General features: G+C 57.5%; 14 protein-coding genes. 4 read left to right on the plus strand and 10 right to left on the minus strand.

The window, feature by feature from the left end:
- Nucleotides 1–104: 104 nt before the first annotated feature.
- Nucleotides 105–1,433: a 30S ribosomal protein S12 methylthiotransferase RimO gene (rimO, locus tag AC0IXH_RS09810; protein ID WP_013201476.1), complete on the plus strand. Its 1,329-nt coding sequence runs from the start codon at nt 105–107 to the stop codon at nt 1,431–1,433.
- A gap of 51 nt (nt 1,434–1,484) precedes the next feature.
- Here the strand turns inward: rimO and AC0IXH_RS09815 are convergent, their stop codons facing one another.
- The 6 genes from AC0IXH_RS09815 to AC0IXH_RS09840 form a co-directional block, all read right to left on the minus strand.
- Nucleotides 1,485–1,934: a DUF4385 domain-containing protein gene (locus AC0IXH_RS09815; RefSeq protein ID WP_151037872.1), complete on the minus strand. Its 450-nt coding sequence runs from the start codon at nt 1,932–1,934 to the stop codon at nt 1,485–1,487.
- A gap of 77 nt (nt 1,935–2,011) precedes the next feature.
- Nucleotides 2,012–2,917, minus strand: coding sequence for a glutathione ABC transporter permease GsiD (gsiD, locus tag AC0IXH_RS09820; RefSeq protein WP_013201474.1), 906 nt, complete (start codon nt 2,915–2,917; stop codon nt 2,012–2,014).
- A gap of 9 nt (nt 2,918–2,926) precedes the next feature.
- Entirely contained in the window at nt 2,927–3,847 is a 921-nt protein-coding gene (gene gsiC / locus AC0IXH_RS09825; RefSeq protein ID WP_013201473.1) for a glutathione ABC transporter permease GsiC, read from the minus strand.
- 66 nt (nt 3,848–3,913) lie between these two features.
- Nucleotides 3,914–5,449, minus strand: a complete 1,536-nt coding sequence (gene gsiB, locus AC0IXH_RS09830) for a glutathione ABC transporter substrate-binding protein GsiB (protein WP_053146443.1) — start codon at nt 5,447–5,449, stop codon at nt 3,914–3,916.
- 48 nt (nt 5,450–5,497) lie between these two features.
- Complete coding sequence (gene gsiA / locus AC0IXH_RS09835; RefSeq protein WP_013201471.1) at nt 5,498–7,354, minus strand: glutathione ABC transporter ATP-binding protein GsiA; 1,857 nt, start codon at nt 7,352–7,354, stop codon at nt 5,498–5,500.
- Nucleotides 7,355–7,363: 9 nt separating this feature from the next.
- On the minus strand, nt 7,364–8,326 hold the full coding sequence (locus tag AC0IXH_RS09840; RefSeq protein WP_471720368.1) for an isoaspartyl peptidase/L-asparaginase: 963 nt from the start codon (nt 8,324–8,326) through the stop codon (nt 7,364–7,366).
- A 252-nt stretch (nt 8,327–8,578) separates the two neighbouring features.
- On the opposite strand from AC0IXH_RS09840, the gene moeA reads away from it, so the two are divergent.
- From moeA to AC0IXH_RS09855, 3 genes are all read left to right on the plus strand, one after another.
- Complete coding sequence (moeA, locus tag AC0IXH_RS09845; RefSeq protein ID WP_013201469.1) at nt 8,579–9,811, plus strand: molybdopterin molybdotransferase MoeA; 1,233 nt, start codon at nt 8,579–8,581, stop codon at nt 9,809–9,811.
- Between the two features lies 1 nt (nt 9,812).
- A complete protein-coding gene (gene moeB / locus AC0IXH_RS09850; RefSeq protein WP_013201468.1) occupies nt 9,813–10,565 on the plus strand; it encodes a molybdopterin-synthase adenylyltransferase MoeB in 753 nt (250 codons plus the stop codon).
- A 137-nt stretch (nt 10,566–10,702) separates the two neighbouring features.
- Complete coding sequence (locus AC0IXH_RS09855; protein ID WP_471720369.1) at nt 10,703–12,247, plus strand: sensor domain-containing diguanylate cyclase; 1,545 nt, start codon at nt 10,703–10,705, stop codon at nt 12,245–12,247.
- A gap of 69 nt (nt 12,248–12,316) precedes the next feature.
- Here the strand turns inward: AC0IXH_RS09855 and AC0IXH_RS09860 are convergent, their stop codons facing one another.
- The 4 genes from AC0IXH_RS09860 to AC0IXH_RS09875 all read right to left on the minus strand — a co-directional run bounded on the left by AC0IXH_RS09860 (nt 12,317) and on the right by AC0IXH_RS09875 (nt 18,349).
- Nucleotides 12,317–13,909, minus strand: a complete 1,593-nt coding sequence (locus tag AC0IXH_RS09860; RefSeq protein ID WP_041691954.1) for an ABC-F family ATPase — start codon at nt 13,907–13,909, stop codon at nt 12,317–12,319.
- Between the two features lie 165 nt (nt 13,910–14,074).
- Complete coding sequence (locus AC0IXH_RS09865; protein ID WP_134823790.1) at nt 14,075–15,628, minus strand: efflux transporter outer membrane subunit; 1,554 nt, start codon at nt 15,626–15,628, stop codon at nt 14,075–14,077.
- 1 nt (nt 15,629) lies between these two features.
- The gene (locus tag AC0IXH_RS09870; RefSeq protein ID WP_105759398.1) at nt 15,630–17,198 is read right to left on the minus strand and encodes a DHA2 family efflux MFS transporter permease subunit; all 1,569 of its coding nucleotides are present in this window, start codon (nt 17,196–17,198) and stop codon (nt 15,630–15,632) included.
- Entirely contained in the window at nt 17,195–18,349 is a 1,155-nt protein-coding gene (locus AC0IXH_RS09875; RefSeq protein ID WP_373421581.1) for an HlyD family secretion protein, read from the minus strand. The genes AC0IXH_RS09870 and AC0IXH_RS09875 overlap by 4 nt, the downstream gene beginning before the upstream one ends.
- Between the last annotated feature and the right edge of the window lie 6 nt (nt 18,350–18,355).

Below are 18,355 nucleotides of genomic sequence, written 5' to 3' on the forward strand. Positions count from 1 at the left end.
CGTCGGTCAGAAGAATCCCCCTACACTTCATATTGCTGTATAAATTCTACGTAGAGATGGGTAGAATCCCGCGCAAAATTGCTGTGCAAAACAGGAAATGAGTAATGTCGCAAAATACAACTATGGCGCCGCGTGTCGGATTTGTTTCTCTCGGCTGTCCGAAAAATCTGGTCGACTCTGAACGCATCCTCACCGAGCTGCGCACCGAAGGCTATGAAGTGGTTCCACGTTATGACGATGCCGAAATCGTCATCGTCAACACCTGCGGATTCATCGACAGCGCTGTACAAGAATCGCTGGAAGCGATCGGCGAAGCGCTGAATGAAAACGGTAAGGTGATCGTCACCGGCTGCCTCGGTGCGAAAGAGAACCAGATCCGTGAAGTGCATCCAAAGGTGCTGGAAATCACCGGACCGCACAGCTATGAGCAGGTGCTGTCGCACGTCCACCGCTATGTGCCTAAGCCAGCGCATAACCCGTTCCTGAGCCTGGTGCCGGAACAGGGCGTGAAGCTGACGCCGCGCCATTACGCTTACCTGAAGATTTCAGAAGGCTGTAACCACCGCTGTACTTTCTGCATCATCCCTTCCATGCGTGGCGATCTGGACAGCCGTCCGATTGGCTCGGTGCTGGATGAAGCCAAGCGTCTGGCTGAAGCCGGCGTGAAGGAGCTGCTGGTGATCTCCCAGGATACTTCGGCTTACGGCGTGGACGTGAAACACCGTACCGGTTTCTGGAATGGATCGCCGGTAAAAACCAGCATGGTCAGCCTGTGCGAACAGCTGGCTAAACTGGGCGTGTGGGTGCGTCTGCACTACGTTTACCCGTACCCGCACGTGGACGATGTCATTCCACTGATGGCGGAAGGGAAACTGCTGCCTTACCTGGATATCCCGCTGCAGCACGCCAGCCCGCGCATCCTGAAGCTGATGAAGCGCCCGGGTGCCGTTGAACGTACGCTGGAGCGCATTAAGCGCTGGCGCGAAATTTGCCCGGACCTGACGCTGCGTTCGACCTTTATCGTCGGTTTCCCTGGCGAAACGGAAGAAGACTTCCAGATGCTGCTCGACTTCCTGAAGGAAGCGCGTCTGGATCGCGTCGGCTGCTTCAAATACAGCCCGGTTGAAGGCGCGACCGCCAATCAGCTGCCGGATCCGGTACCGGAGTCGGTGAAGGAAGAACGTTACGATCGCTTTATGCAGCTGCAGCAGGCGATCTCCGCCGAACGTTTGCAGGAAAAAGTCGGTCGTGAAATTCTGGTAATCATCGATGAAGTGGATGAAGAAGGGGCGATTGGCCGCAGTATGGCTGATGCACCAGAGATTGACGGTGCCGTCTATCTCAACGGCGAGAAATCCCTGAAGCCAGGCGATGTGGTGCGTGTGAAGGTGGATAACGCCGACGAATACGACCTGTGGGCGTCTAAGATTTAATACCTGCCAAAAGGGCCGGCCGGAATGTGCTGGCCCTTTTCACTTTCCGCGTTAGCCAAACTCTTTTTGATGCTGTTTTTTGCGCTGAAGATAGTCTTTATCGGCGCGAATCTGGTCCCAATACCCTTTGAAAATCGCCGCTGAGGCCGCTTTTTCCTCGTTCAGCTCGAAGGGCAACAGCTCGCGCTTCTCATCGTATTTCTTCCCGCCCTTATGGTTGGCATAGCGTCTGGCGCGGGTGTAGCCCATCTGAATAAATTTGCGGGCCATATCCATGCCGACAAACTCATCATTTTTCCGATACTGCTCAAAAAGCGCCATGATCGCCGTGGCTGACACCTGCGCAATATCCGGTGTCTTAAACCGCCAGTGCGGTAGGATCTCACTTTTATAGGGCTCAACCATTAACACGCCCTGTTCCCCGCGCCCCACCTGATACAACTCGGGATGCTTACGAAAGTCGATTGTTTTGAAATCCTGCTGATAGTCGAATTCTTTCATTGCCACCCCACTAAGAAAGAAGCAAGCATGGCACAGAAATCTGCAGCGCGCGCCGACAGGGCACGCACTCAGCGACATCAGGTCTTCAGTTTAGGATCCAGCGCATCGCGCAGGCCATCCCCCAGCAGATTGAACGCCAGCACCGTCAGGAAGATCGCCAGGCTGGGGAAAATCGCCACGTGCGGGGCCATCACCATATCGGCACGGGCTTCATTGAGCATCGCCCCCCATTCCGGCGTCGGCGGCTGTGCGCCCAATCCAAGGAACGACAGGCTGGCTGCGGTAATGATTGAGGTGCCAATACGCATGGTGAAATAGACCACGATCGATGAAATCGTTCCCGGCAGAATATGCCGCATGATGATGGTGAAATCGGAGGCACCAATACTGCGGGCCGACTCGATAAACGTCATATGCTTCAGCACCAGCGTGTTGCCGCGCACCAGACGGGCAAAGGCCGGGATACTGAAGATCGCCACCGCCACAATCACGTTGGACATCCCCGTGCCTAAAATCGCCACCACGGCCAGCGCCAGCAGGATCCCCGGAAAGGCGAACAGCACATCGCTGACGCGCATAATGATCCGATCCCACCAGCCTTCATAGTAGCCGGCCAGCAGCCCCAGCAAGGTGCCAATTGCCGCGCCGATCGCCACCGAGAAGAAGCCGGAAATTAGCGACAAGCGCGTGCCGGTCAGCACCCGGCTGAAGATATCGCGACCGAGCGAATCCACACCAAACCAGTGCATCATCGACGGGCCTTCGGTCAGCCGATCGTAGTCAAAATAGTTCTCTGCATCGAATGGCACAATCCACGGCGCAATCACCGCCACCACAATCAGCAGCAGCACAAACACCCCGGCCACCATCGCCACCGGCTGCTTTTTAAATCGCCGCCAGAATTCCCGCCAGGGTGTCCGCACGCGATGTTGGTTAATCGTTGGCATCGCGGACAGCGCCGCGCTACGTCGCCAGTTTTTCATCGCCGGTCCTTATTTGTAACGAATCGCGGGGTTGATGGCGGCGTAAAGCATGTCCACAACCAGGTTAATGAGAATAAATTCCAGCGAGAACAGCAGCACCTCGGCCTGCACCACCGGGTAATCACGCATCTCGACCGAATCCACCAGCAGACGCCCCAGTCCCGGCCAGTTGAATACTACTTCCACCACAATTGAGCCGCCAAGCAGGAAGCCAAACTGCAGGCCCATCATGGTGACCACCGGGATCATCGCATTGCGCAGGCCGTGCTTGACCACCACCAGCGTCTCACGCACGCCTTTGGCCCGCGCGGTGCGCATATAATCTTCCTGCATCACCTCAACAAACGAGGCGCGGGTAAAGCGCGCCATCACTGCCGCAACCGCGGCGCCCAGGGTGATGGACGGTAAAATATAGTGCTTCCAGCCGTCCGCCCCCACCGTGGGCAGCCAGCCTAATTCAACCGAGAACACCTGCATCAGCAGCATCCCCAGCGCAAATGCCGGGAACGAAATCCCGGAAACGGCCAGCGTCATGCCAAGCCGGTCTGGCCAGCGGTTGCGCCAGACAGCGGAGGTAATGCCGATGCCCATGCCAAAAATCACTGACCACACCATGCTGCTTAACGTCAGCCACAAAGTGGGTAAAAATCGCGCGGCAATTTCCGCCGAAACCGGCCGCTTTGATACCATCGACTGACCAAAATCGCCCTGCACTGCATTGCTGATAAAGTGCCAGAACTGCTGGATCATTGGCTGATCGAGGCCTAACTGCTGACGAACCAGTGCCACTACCGTTGCATCGGCTTCTGGACCGGCAATCAGCCTGGCGGGATCGCCCGGCAGCATATGTACAAACAGGAACACCAATACCGCCACAATCAGCAGTGTGGGGATCAGTCCCAGTAAGCGTCTGATAAAATAATTGAGCATGCGTCATCCTGCGCTTAAGACAACCACGCCTCCCATATCGGGAGGCGCGGTCACCGTGAGCGGGGTTTACTTCAGATCGGCGTCGTCAAAGCTGAACGAGGTGTCCGGCATCACGTAGAAGCCCGTCAGGTTTTTGGTGTTGGCTGAAACCAGTTTCTCCACCACCAGCGGTACCCAGGGCTGCTCTTTCCAGATAATGTCCTGAGCATCTTTGTACAGCGCGGCTTTCTTCTCGCCGTCGGTGGTTTTCAGTGCATCGGCCAGGTCGCTGTCAACCTTGGCATTACTGTAAAACGCGGTGTTGAAGATGGTTGGCGGCCAGGACTGGGTGGCAAACAGCGGCGTCAGTGCCCAGTTAGCCTCACCGGTGGACGCCGACCAGCCGGTGTAGAACATCCGCACACCGCTCTCTTTCTGCCCTTTGTCTTCCACTTCTGCCGCACGCTGTCCCGCATCCATCGCAGTCAGGGTGGCTTTAATGCCCACCTGAGCCAGCTGCTGCTGAGTGAACTGCAGCACTTTCTGCGCGGTGCTGTGGTTGTGGGATGACCATAAGGTGGTGGTGAAGCCGTTCGGGAAGCCCGCTTCCTTCAGCAGCTCACGCGCCTTAGCCGGGTTATATTCCGGGGCCGGATAGGTCTGGGCGAACTGGATCGCTGGCGGCACGATACCCGTTGCTGGCGTGGCATAACCGGCAAACGCCACTTTCACCAGCGCCTGACGGTTGATGGCGTAGTTGATCGCCTCACGCACCTTCGGATTATCGAACGGCTTTTGGGTGACGTTAAAGCTGATGTAACGCTGCATGATGGATGGCGAGGTCACCAGATCCAGCTTGCTGTTTTTCTCCAGCAGTTTTGCCTGCTCATAAGGGATTGGGAAGGCAAAGTTGGCTTCACCGGTTTGCAGCATCGCCGCACGGGTGTTGTTGTCCACCACCGGACGCCAGGTGATGGTATCCAGCTTCGGATAGCCTTTCTTCCAGTAGCCGGCAAATTTCTTCACCTTCACGAAATCGGTCTGGTTCCAGGTATCCAGCTCATACGGGCCGGTACCGACCGGGTGGAAGCCGATCTCCTTACCGTATTTCTTCAGCGCCGTTGGCGAAATCATCGCGGCAGCCGGACTGGCCAGCGTGTTGATAAAGGCCGAGAACGGCTGCTTCAGGGTGATTTTCACCGTCAGCGGATCGATAACCTCGGTGGTCGCAATGGATTTAAACAGGTTGTAGCGCTTCAGGTGATTATCAGGATTGCTGGCGCGATCGAGGTTGACCTTCACCGCTTCGGCATTGAAGTCGCTGCCATCCTGGAATTTGATGCCGCTACGCAGTTTGATGGTGTAGGTCAGGCCATCTTTGCTGGCATCGGAGCTTTCAGCCAGCACGTTGACCAGCTTCATGTCCTTATCAAAGCCAAACAGGCCCTGATAGAAGGATTTGGCCACCGCCTGCGACAAGGTATCGTTTGCGTCGTAGGGATCCAGTGTCGTGAAGTTGGAACCCACCGCGATCACCGCATCTTTCGCCGCCCAGGCAGGCACAGCGGCAAAGCTGCTCAATAAACCTGCGGTTAACAGTAACTTACGTTTGCTATGAATCATCATTGTGCGTTCATCTCCTGAAGTCCTTGTTGTTGTTGTGCAGCAATATCAGGCACCGCCAATCGCATGACGGGCAACATAGTGTCCGGCACTCACCTCAATCAGCGGTGCCACCACCGGTTCGTCCCCAAGGGCACGGATCGGGCTGGGAATTTCGTCCACCAGCAGCGCTCGTTCACGACGGCGATGTCGGGGATCGGCCACCGGCACCGCTGACATCAGCTTGCGCGTGTAGGGATGCTGGGGATTTTCAAATACGGACTGACGTGGGCCAATTTCAACAATCTGCCCGAGGTACATTACCGCCACGCGATGGCTGATGCGCTCGACGACCGCCATATCGTGGGAAATAAACAGGAACGCGATGCCGAATTCACGCTGCAAATCCAGCATCAGGTTGACGATTTGCGCCTGAATCGACACGTCCAGCGCGGAGACCGACTCATCGGCAATCACCACTTTAGGATTCAGCGCCAGCGCGCGGGCGATGCAAATTCGCTGACGCTGGCCGCCGGAGAACTCATGCGGATAACGCCGCGCATGTTCAGGTAACAGACCGACGCGCTCCAGCAGCCATGCCACCCGATCTTCTGCCGCCTGCCCTTTTGCCAGCTTGTGCACCAGCAGCGGTTCCATAATCGAAAAACCGACCGTCAGCCGGGGATCGAGCGATGCGTAGGGATCCTGAAAAATAAACTGAATATCCCGCCGCAGATGTGAAAGCGCCGAACCGGAGAGGGTGTCGATGCGCTGGCCATCAAAGGTAATGGTGCCGCCCTGGCTTTCCACCAGCCGCAACAATGAGCGACCGGTGGTGGATTTCCCACAGCCGGACTCGCCCACCAGCGCCAGTGTTTCACCGGGCCGCAGGTCGAAACTGACCTTCTCCACCGCATGAACCCGGCGGATGACGCGATTAAAAATGCCGCCACGGACATCGAAGCGCGTCACCAGGTCGCGAACCTGCAACACCGGCTCCGCGTCGGGTGAAACGGTATCCTGAGGCACCACGATTTCGTCGCGGCTCTCCAGTGAAATCAGTGGGAATTTGGCCGGATACGCCTGGCCAGTCATGGAGCCGAGTTTCGGCACGGCGGCCAGCAACGCCTTGGTGTAGGGCTGCTGTGGCGAGCTGAAAATCTCGTCCACGGTGCCGGTTTCCACCACATCGCCGCGGTACATCACCTGCACGCGATCGGCCATTTCGGCCACCACGCCCATGTCGTGAGTGATAAAAATCACCCCCATCTGCATCTCTTTCTGCAGCACGCGGATCAGCTGTAATATCTGCGCCTGAATGGTCACATCCAGCGCGGTGGTCGGCTCATCGGCAATCAGCAACGCCGGACGACAGGAGAGCGCCATCGCGATCATCACCCGCTGCCGCATCCCGCCGGAGAGTTGATGAGGAAAGCGGGTGAGGACGTTTTTCGCTTCCGGGATGCGCACCAGATCCAGCATTCTCTCGGCTTCCTGCAGCGCCTCGCGGTGGCTTTTCCCCTGATGCAGGCGAATCGACTCGGCAATTTGCTCGCCCACCGGGAACACCGGGTTTAGCGAGGTCATCGGCTCCTGGAAAATCATCGCCATATCCGCACCGCGAATGGTGCGCAGCTGGGATTGGCGCGCGCTGGCCAGATCGACGATGCGATCGTTGCGTCTGCGCAGCCACATTTCGCCGCTGTCGATGCTGCCACCGCCCTGCTCCACCAGCCGCATTAAGGCCAGCGAGGTGACCGATTTCCCGGAACCTGATTCGCCAACAATCGCCAGCGTCTCACCGCGCTGCACATCCAGCGACAGGTTTTTCACCGCCTGCACCACGCCCTCTTCCTGACGGAAGCTGACGCTGAGGTTTCTGACTGATAATACCTGCCCGGCAGGCAGGTCCGTGATCACCGGCATCCTGCTTCCTTATTCTTCGCGGTAAATACCGACATTAGGCGCATCACCCACATAGCCGTAGCCGCGATACATGCCTTCACTGTTGAATGGCAGGGCGACATTGCCCTCGCGGTCGACGGCGATCACGCCGCCGCTGCCACCCAGCACCCGGATTTTTTCCATCACCACGCGATCGCTGGCTTCTTTTAACGACAAGCCGCCGTACTCCATCAGCGCGGCGATATCGTAAGCCGCCAGCGTGCGCATAAAGACTTCGCCGGTGCCGGTACAGGAGACCGCAACGTTAGCGTTGTTGGCATAGCAACCCGCGCCAACAATCGGCGAGTCGCCCACGCGTCCGGCCTGTTTGTTGGTCATGCCGCCGGTCGAGGTGGCCGCGGCAAGATTACCGGATAAATCCAGCGCCACCGCGCCCACCGTGCCGAACTTGCGATCCGGATCGAGAGGATCGTCAGAGGTGTGCGCCGCGCCATCATGATCGAGCACGGCATGATCGGAATGCAGCGCGCGCTGAAGCTGTTCCCAGCGCTCAGGCGTGGAGAAGAAGTCAGGCGGAACCTGTTCCAGCCCGTGCTCAGCGGCAAATTTCTCTGCGCCTTCACCGATAAACATCACGTGCGGGCTGTTTTCCAGCACGGCACGGGCGGCCAGTACCGGATTACGCAAGGTATTCACCCCGGCAACCGCACCGGCGTCCAGCGAGCGGCCATCCATCACGCAGGCATCCAGCTCGTGGGTGCCCTGATGGGTGAAGACGGCGCCCTTACCGGCGTTAAACAGCGGGCACTCTTCCAGCAAGCGCACCGCTTCGGTTACGGCATCTAGCGCGCTGCCACCCGCCGCCAGCACCGCCTGTCCGCTGGCAACAATCCCCGACAGGGCCTGAATATAGTGCTGTTCTTTCTCTGCGCTCATGCTGGCGCGGGCAATTGCGCCCGCACCGCCGTGGATCGCGATGACTGCTCTGGCCATAATCCGATTACCCTGGGTGCTAAATCAGCATGAAAAACACTGAGTTAGAATGAAATTGTTAAGGTCTGCGTCGTTTTCGACTATAGGCAGGCTGTAAAGTGATGTAAAGCAGAATGTTCGCTGGCTGATAATAACGAAAGGTTCTATGTCATAACCGCCTTCGGTGCAGGCGTGACCAGACCGCGAATTCACGCCATAATAATGGCAACTGACTGGATGACGGCCCGACGCTTCGGGCACGCTGGAGACATTATGGAAGCCTTTACTGCGGGATTGATCTCGCTGGACGATGCGCTGGCGAAAATGCTGGCGGCGATTACCCCGCTGACAGAGACGGAAACCCTGCCGCTGTCCGCGGCCGTCGGACGCATCACCGCCTGTGCGGTGACCTCGCCGATTGACGTGCCGCCGTTTGCGAACTCGGCGATGGATGGGTACGCCTTAAGAATGGCAGACCTTGCCAGACAGCCGCTGAAAATTGCCGGTAAAGCCTTTGCCGGCGCCCCGTTCAAAGGTGAATGGCCCGCGGGCACCTGCCTGCGCATTATGACCGGCGCGCCGGTGCCACCCGGCACTGAAGCCGTAGTGATGCAGGAACAGACCGGCGAGGATGGCGATGCGATCCGCATTCTGGCCGACGTCACCGAAGGGCAAAATATCCGCCTGGCGGGCGATGACATCCTGCAAGGCGCAACGGTGCTGGAACAGGGTATCCGCTTAGGTGCCGCCGAACTGCCGCTGCTGGCGTCTCTCGGTGTGGCAGACGTGAAGGTGCTGCGCAAGCTGCGGGTCGCGGTGTTCTCCACCGGCGATGAGCTGCAACCTGTCGGCCAGCCGCTGGCGGAAGGACAGATTTATGACACCAATCGCTTTGCCGTGCGGTTGATGCTGGACAAGCTGGGTTGCGAAGTGATTGACCTCGGGATCATCCGTGACGATCGGCAGGCGCTGCGTGAGGCTTTCCGCCAGGCCGACAGTCAGGCCGATGTAGTGATCAGCAGCGGTGGCGTCTCGGTGGGCGAAGCGGATTACACCAAAAGCATGCTGGAAGAGTTAGGCGAAATCAGCTTCTGGAAGCTGGCGATTAAGCCGGGCAAACCGTTTGCCTTTGGCCGTCTGACCAACAGCTGGTTCTGCGGTCTGCCGGGCAATCCGGTTTCCGCCGTCCTCACCTTCTATCAGCTCGTTCAGCCACTGCTGGCAAAACTGACCGGGCAACAGGGACCGGCGCTGCCGCCTCGCCAGACGGTGAAAACGGCAACCGCGCTGAAAAAATCCCCTGGCCGCCTCGACTTCCAGCGCGGATTCGTGCAGCGCAACGAAGACGGCGAACTGGAGGTGCACTCCACCGGCCCGCAGGGTTCCCATGTGTTCAGTTCATTCAGCCAGGCCAACTGCTTTGTCGTGCTGGAGCGTGATCGTGGCAACGTTGAAGCAGGTGAATGGGTCGAGATCGAGCCGTTTAACAGCCTGCTGGAGGGCTGACATGCTGCCTGAACTCAGCGACGAAGAGAGCCTGCGCTACAATCGCCAGATTGTGCTGCGCGGCTTTGACTTTGACGGCCAGGAGAAGCTGAAAGCCGCTAAAGCGCTGATTGTCGGACTGGGCGGGCTGGGATGTGCCGCCGCGCCCTACCTCGCTTCCGCTGGCGTAGGGCAGCTTACGCTGCTCGATTTCGACACGGTTTCGCTCTCCAATCTGCAGCGGCAAATTTTGCATCGCGACAGTGCGATTGGCCAGGCGAAAGTCGATTCTGCCCGCCAGCAGTTAAGCCAGATTAACCCGCATATCCGCCTCGACGCCATCAACCAGCAGCTGGATGATGCGCAACTGGCTGAGCTGATTGGCCAGCAGGATGTGGTGCTGGACTGTACCGATAATGTGGCCACCCGTGAACAGCTAAACCGGCTGTGTTACGCCAGCAAAACGCCGCTGGTGTCGGGCGCGGCCATCCGTATGGAAGGGCAAATCGCCGTCTTTCGCTGGCAGCAGGATGAACCCTGCTATCGCTGCATCAGCCGCCTGTTTGGCGATGCCACGCTCAGCTGCGTCGAAGCAGGCGTGATGGCGCCGTTGGTCGGGGTGATTGGCTCGCTGCAGGCGATGGAAGCGATTCGCGTGCTGAGCGACTTTGGCAACCCGGTGCCGGGAAAACTGCTGATGTATGACGCGATGACGCTGCAATTCCGCGAAATGAAGGTGGCGAAAGATCCGGCCTGTGAGGTCTGCGGTCACTGATATTTTCCTCTGCTTGTTGGGCGTTTTTGCTACTAAGCGCCCACTTCTGCTCTTTTTCCACAGTTAAAACAACGCCCTTTACCCGCAGCCACTATAGTTAGGCGAGTTAATGCCGGTACTAAAGGAGCGTTTTGTTTATGACCGCGGAGCCCCGTCCACAGCCAGACGTCAACCTGCTCAACCTGAGAAAGATGCTGATTGTCTTTCTGCTGGTGATTGGTGGTGCAGTGGTGATGGTCACGGCCTGGGTGGTGTTCAACACCTGGGAACGGATGGTCGACGAGACGCAAAACGATGCGCGCAACCTGTCGCAATCCGTTTCCCGACAGGCGGAAGACTCCTTTTTGCAGGTCGAACTGACCTTACAGGATCTGCGCGATCGCATTACCCTGGTGGGTCTGGATAAAGAGCGGCAGGAATACCTGCGTTCGCTGATTACCGATCGCAAGGCGTCACTGCCACAGCTGCACGGGCTGTTTGTGTATGACAGTCAGGGCAACTGGGTGGTGACGTCAGAAGGCGCGCTAAAGCAGCACAGCAACAATCAGGATCGTGAATACTTTCGCTATCATCAGCAGCATAGCGATCCCGGCGTGCATATCAGTGAGGTGATCCGTAGCCGCACTACCGGCGCATTGATTATTCCGGTTTCCATGCGGCTGAATAATAGCGATGGCTCCTTCCGTGGCGTGCTGTTGGCGACCCTGCGCATCGACTATTTCCGGCAGATATTTGGCTATTACAATCTTGGCGAGCGAGGTTTAATTGCGCTGATCGTCAATAACGGCACTATCCTTTACGCCCGTCCCTTCCCTGACAGCACCATCAACCGCAATATTGCCAATAGCCCGTTATTTACCGATCTGCTTAAAACCTCGCCGAATGGGACCGCAACCTATAAGTCGGCATTAGACGGCGTGGAACGGGTGTTTGGCTATGCCAGCCTGAAGCGTTATCCGCTGGTGGTGACCGTCGGTTACGATCGTAAGCAGCTGGTTCATGCCTGGTTTACCGACCTGCTGATCTATCTGATCCTCTGCTGTCTGCTGCTGCTGGCGATTTTTGTGCTGGGCTATTTCCTGCTGCGCAATCTTAGCCAGAATATCCGCGATCAGGCCGAACTGGCTCAGGTGCGTGAACAACTCACCAGCATGAACCGCACGCTGCAAACGCTGGCACTGGTAGACAGCCTGACCGGGTTAGCGAATCGCAGACAGTTTGACCTCTATCTGGATCGGGCGATGGAACTCGCCAATAAGCTGCGAAAACCGCTGGCGCTGCTGATGATTGATGTCGACTCCTTTAAGAACTTCAACGACACCTATGGGCACCTGTCCGGCGATGACTGCCTGAAACGCGTCGGTGATGCGCTACTGCAGGTGTCACACCGGTCGGACGATATGATCGCCCGTTACGGCGGCGAAGAGTTTGCGGTGATCCTGCCAGACTGCGAGGGTGAAGGCGCTCTGCGCTTTGCCCGCTCAGCCCTTGAATCGGTGGCGGCCATGGCCATCCCCCATCAGAATAGCCAGCACGCGGCTAAAATAGTCACCATCAGCATTGGCGTCCACGTAATGAAGGGTGGCCTGCCGGAAAACTCACGCCATGCGTTGATTGGTCAGGCCGATAAGGCGCTGTACCAGGCGAAAATGTCCGGTAAAAACCGGGTTGAGATGGGATAACTGCGCGCAACCCAATAAAAAAGGGACCCGAAGGTCCCCTTATTGCGTTCTGTCAGTTCTGAGTCAAAATCAGTTGATGCCCTGACTGCGCAGATAGTCTTCGTAGTTACCGGTGAAGTCGTTGAATTTGCCCGGCGTCATTTCGATCACGCGGGTTGCCAGCGAGCTGACGAATTCACGGTCATGGGAAACGAACACCAGCGTGCCTTCATACATCTCCAGCGCCATGTTGATCGCTTCGATGGATTCCATATCCAGGTGGTTGGTCGGTTCATCCATGATCAGCACGTTTGGTTTTTCCATCATCAGCTTACCAAACAGCATGCGGCCTTTCTCACCACCGGACAGCACTTTAGCGGGCTTTTTAATGTCGTCCTGGCTGAACAGCAGACGACCGAGGATGCCACGCACAGCCTGCTCGTCATCGCTTTCCTGCTTCCACTGGCTCATCCAGTCGAACACGTTCAGATCGTTGGCGAAGTCGTGAGCATGATCCTGCGCGTAATAGCCGATACGGGCGTTCTCAGACCATTTCACTTCACCGTTATCCGGCTGCAATTCACCGACCAGCGTTTTCAGCAGCGTGGTTTTACCGATACCGTTCGGGCCCAGAATGGCCAGCTTCTCGCCGACTTCCAGCAGCAGGTTAACGTTCTTGAACAGCGGACCCTGATCGAATCCCTTGGTCAGTGACTCAAGCTGCAACGCATTACGGAACAGCTTCTTGTCCTGATCAAAACGAATGAACGGGTTCTGACGGCTGGAGGCTTTAACTTCATCCAGTTTGATCTTGTCGATCTGCTTGGCACGGGAGGTCGCCTGACGGGACTTCGAGGCGTTGGCGCTGAAGCGGCTGACGAAAGACTGCAGTTCGTTGATCTGCGCTTTCTTCTTGGCGTTCTCAGACAGCAGACGCTCACGTGACTGCGTTGCCGCGGTCATGTATTCATCATAGTTGCCCGGATAAACGCGCAGCTCGCCGTAATCCAGATCGGCCATATGGGTACAGACCATGTTCAGGAAGTGACGGTCGTGCGAAATGATGATCATGGTGCTGTTACGTTCGTTCAGCACCTGCTCCAGCCAGCGAATGGTATCGATGTCCAGGTTGTTCGTCGGTTCGTCGAGCAGCAGAATTTCCGGGTTGGAGAACAGGGCCTGCGCCAGCAATACACGCAGCTTCCAGCCGGGAGCCACTTCGCTCATTGGGCCGTAATGCTGCTCCAGCGGAATCCCCACGCCTAACAGCAGTTCGCCAGCGCGGGCTTCTGCGGTATAACCGTCCATTTCGCCATATTTGACTTCCAGATCGGCCACTTTATAACCGTCTTCTTCGGTCATCTCTGGCAACGCATAAATGCGGTCGCGCTCTTCTTTCACTGCCCACAGCTCGCCGTGGCCCATGATCACCGTATCCAGCACGGAAAACTCTTCGAAGGCGAACTGATCCTGGCGCAGCTTACCGATGCGTTCGTTAGGATCGAGCGATACGTTGCCGGCAGAAGGAACCAAATCCCCACCGAGGATTTTCATAAAGGTGGACTTGCCGCTACCGTTGGCACCGATCAGGCCATAGCGGTTGCCGCCGCCAAATTTGACAGAGATGTTTTCGAACAGCGGCTTACTGCCAAACTGCATGGTGACGTTGCTGGAAACTAGCACAGGATTGCCTTTCGTTTGCGATGTGAGTATGTGAACCAGCGCGCATTATGCCAAAAAAAAGGGGCGGCGAATACACCGCCACCCTTTCCACTGTCTTTAGTTCAGTTTAATGGCTTTCAGCTTGCCATGAACACGCCGGTAAAATTCAGCGTTCGGACATGAAGGTTAATTAATCGGCTTGTCGGCGCTCTCCGCCGGGCCGAATACCGAATAGTCTGGCATCTTCACGTTCTGATAAAGCTCCCAGCCGCCGCCGAGCGCCTTATACAACGCAACCAGATCCAGGCTGCTTTGCACGCGGGCCTGGGCGGCCTGCTGCTTGGCCTGTGCCAGCTGACGCTGCGCATCCAACGCGTCAATAAAGGTTGAAAGCCCCTGTTTGTAGCTGTCGCTGGCCAGGTCGAAGGCGTTCTGCATTGCCTCGACGGTTTGATCCAGCCCTTCCACCTGCTGCTGATCGGTACGGTAGCTGACCAGCGCATTCTCCACGTCCTGAAGTGCCGTCAGCACCGTCTGACGGTAACCTAACGCGGCACTGGCCTGATCCGCTCGGGCCAGCTTGACGCTGGAAATCAATCTGCCGCCCTGGAAAATCGGAATCGATACCGACGGCCCGAAGCTGTAGAAATTGCTGCTCCAGTTATCCAGATAGCTGATATCCGAGTTACGCATGCCAAACTGCCCGGTCAGTGACAAATCCGGGAACAGCTGCGCCACCGAGACGCCGATATTGGCGGTGGCGGCATGCAGCTTCGCTTCCGCCTGACGCACGTCAGGTCGCCTTCTGGCCAGCGTCGACGGCAAACCGACCGGCACCACTTTCGGCAGCGGCGGTAAAGGTTTACTGGCGATCAGCTCTGCGTCGAGGGCGCCCGGCGGCTTACCGATCAGCACCGCCAGACCGTTCAGGGCCTGATGGACCTGCGACTCGTATTGCGGCAGCTGGGCTCGCAGCGAATTCAACTGCGCGCGGGCATTTTCCACGTCCATTTGCGGCGCCAGGCCATTACGCTGCTGGCTTTGCGTCAGCTCAAACGTCTGCTGAGCAACATCGATCTGCGTTTGCAAGGTCTGGCTGACGGACTGCGCGCCACGCAGCTGCAAATAGGTTCTCGCCACTTCGGCTTCCAGCGACACCAGCGCATCGTTGCGGCTTTCGACCGACTCCTGCTGCTGAGCATCGGCCATTTCGACCTGACGCCGGACTTTGCCCCACAGATCCAGCTCCCAGGAGGCATCAAAACTGCCCTGGTAGAGCGCCACCGGCTTGGTCAGGCCGTTCAGCGCCGAGCTGACCTGCGGATCAACATTATCGGCCTGATCATAGACGCCATTGGACTCCAGCTCGCCCTTCAGGCCCAGCTGTTCGCGTTTCGCCGAGGCGTTGGCATTGACCGAGGGATACCACGCACCGCGCGCCTGATTCAGCTGCTGACGCGCACCGGCAATACGCAGTACCGCCTGCTGCAGGCTCAGATTGCCGGCAATGGCCCGGTCGATCAGGCTGTCAAGTTGCGGATCGTTAAACGATTTCCACCAGTTGGCGTTGGTGGCGCTGGCCTGGGGATTGGAGCCGCTGTCGTTTTTGATGCTGTTAAAGGCCGCAGGCGTTGACGGCTTCGGCGCCTGATAGTCAGGCCCGACCGAGCAGGCAGACAGGGCCAGCGTGGCCACCACCGCGCTAAGCCGCGAACGCAAAAAAGGAAGATAAACGTTCATGTCAGTGTGCTCCAGCACTGCCCTCGCTCTTAATCGGCGAAAGTAGTAAACAAAATGGAATAAGGATCAGGGCGACAAGGCTGAGGCCCATAAAGACGTCGACATAGGCCAGAATACGCGCCTGAGCAATCATCTCTTTATACAACTGTCCGGTGGCAATGGTGACCGGATCGCCCACCGCCGTGGTGAAATCCCGGACGCCCTGCGCCCAGCGCTCGACGGTCAGATTGAACGGCTCATTCAGCGGCGACATGTTATGCACCATATTGGCGCTGCGCACCTGCGCGCGTTCGGTGATCATCGCCGTTGACAGCGAAATGCCGATAGAGCCCGCGACGTTTCGACACATGGTAAACAACGCGGAGGCGTCCGCGTTAAGCCGTTGCGGGATCGTGACAAAGGCGATGGTGGTCAGCGGCACAAACAGGAATCCCAGCCCAATCGTCTGCGCACTGCGCATCAGCACCAGCGTGGTGAAATCGACGTTGGGCGTCAGCGTTGCCGAATAGACAAAGGAGACAAACAGGCAGGTAAAGCCAAAGGCAATGATCCACCGGGTTTGAATAATCGGCATCAGCTTCAACACTAGCGGGATCGACAGCACGATCAGCACCGCGCCGGGCGATAACACTAACCCCGACCAGGTGGCGGTGTAGCCTAAATCCTGCTGCGCCAGCTGCGGTATCACCACCGAGCTGCCGTACAGAATGGCCGCCATCCCGGCCATCAGCAGGCTGGCAACGGCAAAGTTCTTGTCCTTCAGGACATGCAGATCCACCACCGGTTTTTTGGCATACAGCAGCCAGTAAACGGCACCGACCAGCCCGATGGCGGTCAGCACGGCAAAGGTAATGATAAAGTTCGAGCTGAACCAGTCATCGTCTTCCCCGCGATCGAGCATCACCTGCAAACAGCCGAGGCCCAGCGTAATCAGCCCGATACCGATGTAATCGATACTGAGCTTACCTTTCGCCCATTTGCGTTCCCACGGCGGATCTTCCAGCAGCTGATAGATTGCCATCACGCTGAAAATCCCCACCGGGATGTTGATAAAGAATACCCAGCGCCAGCTGTAGTTATCGGTGATCCAGCCGCCGAGCGTCGGACCCAACACCGGAGCCACGATGATCGCAATCGACGAGAGGCCAAACGCTTTGCCGCGATCTTCCGGTTTGAAGTAATCCAACAGCACCGATTGCTGTACCGGCTGCAAACCACCGCCAAAAAAGCCCTGCAACACCCTGAACAGGATGATTTGCCACAGTTCGGTGGCAATGCCGCACAGGAAGGAGCAGATGGTGAACATCACGATGCAGATCAGGAAGAACTGCTTGCGGCCAAACATGCGGCTGAGGAAGGCCGAAATCGGCAACACGATGCCGTTGGCCACCAGGTAAGAGGTCAGAACCCAGGTGGATTCATCGTAACTGGAAGAGAGCGATCCGGCCACGTGCGGCAGCGCCACGTTGACGATGGTGGTGTCGAGGATTTCCATAAACACCGCCAGCGTCACCGTCATGGCGACCAGCCAGGGATTGCTGGCCGGCTTCCAGCTTTCGCTGTGACTCATTCCACCGTCACCTTCGGTTCAACCGACAGGCCCAGCGGCAGCGGCTTGTTCGGATCCAGACCTTTATCAATCACGATTTTGACCGGCACGCGCTGCACAATCTTCACGTAGTTGCCGGTGGCATTCTCCGATGGGAAGGTAGAGAAGCGCGAGCCCGATCCCATCTGGATGCTGTCGACGTGCCCTTCCAGCTTCATATCCGGCCAGGCATCCACGGTGATATCGACTTTGTCGCCCGGCTTCATGCGTTCCAGCTGCGACTCTTTGAAGTTAGCGGTGATCCACACGTCCGGTGACACCAGCGAGAACAGTGCGGTGCCCGCCTGAACCAGCGTCCCCACCTGCACATTACGTTTGGTGACGAAGCCATCATAAGGCGCACGCACTTCGGTATAGGAGAGATTGAGATTGGCGGTATTCAGCTGGGCCTGGGCCTGCTCGACCTGCTGCTGACGCGCCTCAACATTGGTTTCCTGTTGACGGATCTGCAGTTTAATCTGCGAAGCGACTTCGACCTGCGCTTTGGCGCTTTCGAGTTCAGCCGCCGCACTTCTTAACTGCGAATTGGCGGCATCGATATTACGCTGCGAGGTGGCACGGGGATCGACACCGCGCTGACGCCGGTAATCTTCCTGCGCGTTCATGTAATTGGCCTGCGCTTTCGCCTGCTGGGCCACGGCCTGATCTTTCTGCGCCGGATACTGCACCTTCGAAAGCTCCAGTGAAGCCTGCGCCTGGTGAAGCTGTGCGACAGCCAGCCCAAGTTGAGCCTGTGCCTGATCGCGTTGCGCTTTGTTGTCACGCGGATCGATTACCACCAGCAAATCGCCTTTTTTCACCCGCTGGTTATCTCTGACCCGCAGCTCGGTGACATACCCGGACGCCTTAGGCGCGATGGTGATCGCATCCGATTCCGTAAAGGCATCGTCTGTGGTTTCAATATTGCGCGTGGTGAACCAGAAGAACAGCGCCACAACGATCGCTATCACCACCACCACCGCCAGAATAATCAGCGGTTTTTTGCCGGGGCGTTTACGTTCGGGCGGCTCGTTATTGTCCTGTTGCGGGTTGTTGTCCTGCTGCTGGTTGTCATCCTGCTGACGCTGGTCGTCATCTGACCCATTATTCGATTGATTAGCCATAATTCTCATCAGTTA

The organism is Erwinia sp. AC075, from assembly GCF_979253995.1.

Bases quoted from the DNA above. Each gene is read 5' to 3' on its own strand.
- gsiB (WP_053146443.1), bottom strand. From the start codon at position 5,449: ATGATTCATAGCAAACGTAAGTTACTGTTAACCGCAGGTTTATTGAGC.
- moeB (WP_013201468.1), top strand. From the start codon at position 9,813: ATGCTGCCTGAACTCAGCGACGAAGAGAGCCTGCGCTACAATCGCCAG.
- AC0IXH_RS09870 (WP_105759398.1), bottom strand. From the start codon at position 17,198: ATGAGTCACAGCGAAAGCTGGAAGCCGGCCAGCAATCCCTGGCTGGTC.
- moeA (WP_013201469.1), top strand. From the start codon at position 8,579: ATGGAAGCCTTTACTGCGGGATTGATCTCGCTGGACGATGCGCTGGCG.
- AC0IXH_RS09855 (WP_471720369.1), top strand. From the start codon at position 10,703: ATGACCGCGGAGCCCCGTCCACAGCCAGACGTCAACCTGCTCAACCTG.
- AC0IXH_RS09815 (WP_151037872.1), bottom strand. From the start codon at position 1,934: ATGAAAGAATTCGACTATCAGCAGGATTTCAAAACAATCGACTTTCGT.
- rimO (WP_013201476.1), top strand. From the start codon at position 105: ATGTCGCAAAATACAACTATGGCGCCGCGTGTCGGATTTGTTTCTCTC.
- gsiD (WP_013201474.1), bottom strand. From the start codon at position 2,917: ATGAAAAACTGGCGACGTAGCGCGGCGCTGTCCGCGATGCCAACGATT.
- gsiA (WP_013201471.1), bottom strand. From the start codon at position 7,354: ATGCCGGTGATCACGGACCTGCCTGCCGGGCAGGTATTATCAGTCAGA.
- AC0IXH_RS09875 (WP_373421581.1), bottom strand. From the start codon at position 18,349: ATGAGAATTATGGCTAATCAATCGAATAATGGGTCAGATGACGACCAG.
- AC0IXH_RS09865 (WP_134823790.1), bottom strand. From the start codon at position 15,628: ATGAACGTTTATCTTCCTTTTTTGCGTTCGCGGCTTAGCGCGGTGGTG.
- AC0IXH_RS09840 (WP_471720368.1), bottom strand. From the start codon at position 8,326: ATGGCCAGAGCAGTCATCGCGATCCACGGCGGTGCGGGCGCAATTGCC.
- gsiC (WP_013201473.1), bottom strand. From the start codon at position 3,847: ATGCTCAATTATTTTATCAGACGCTTACTGGGACTGATCCCCACACTG.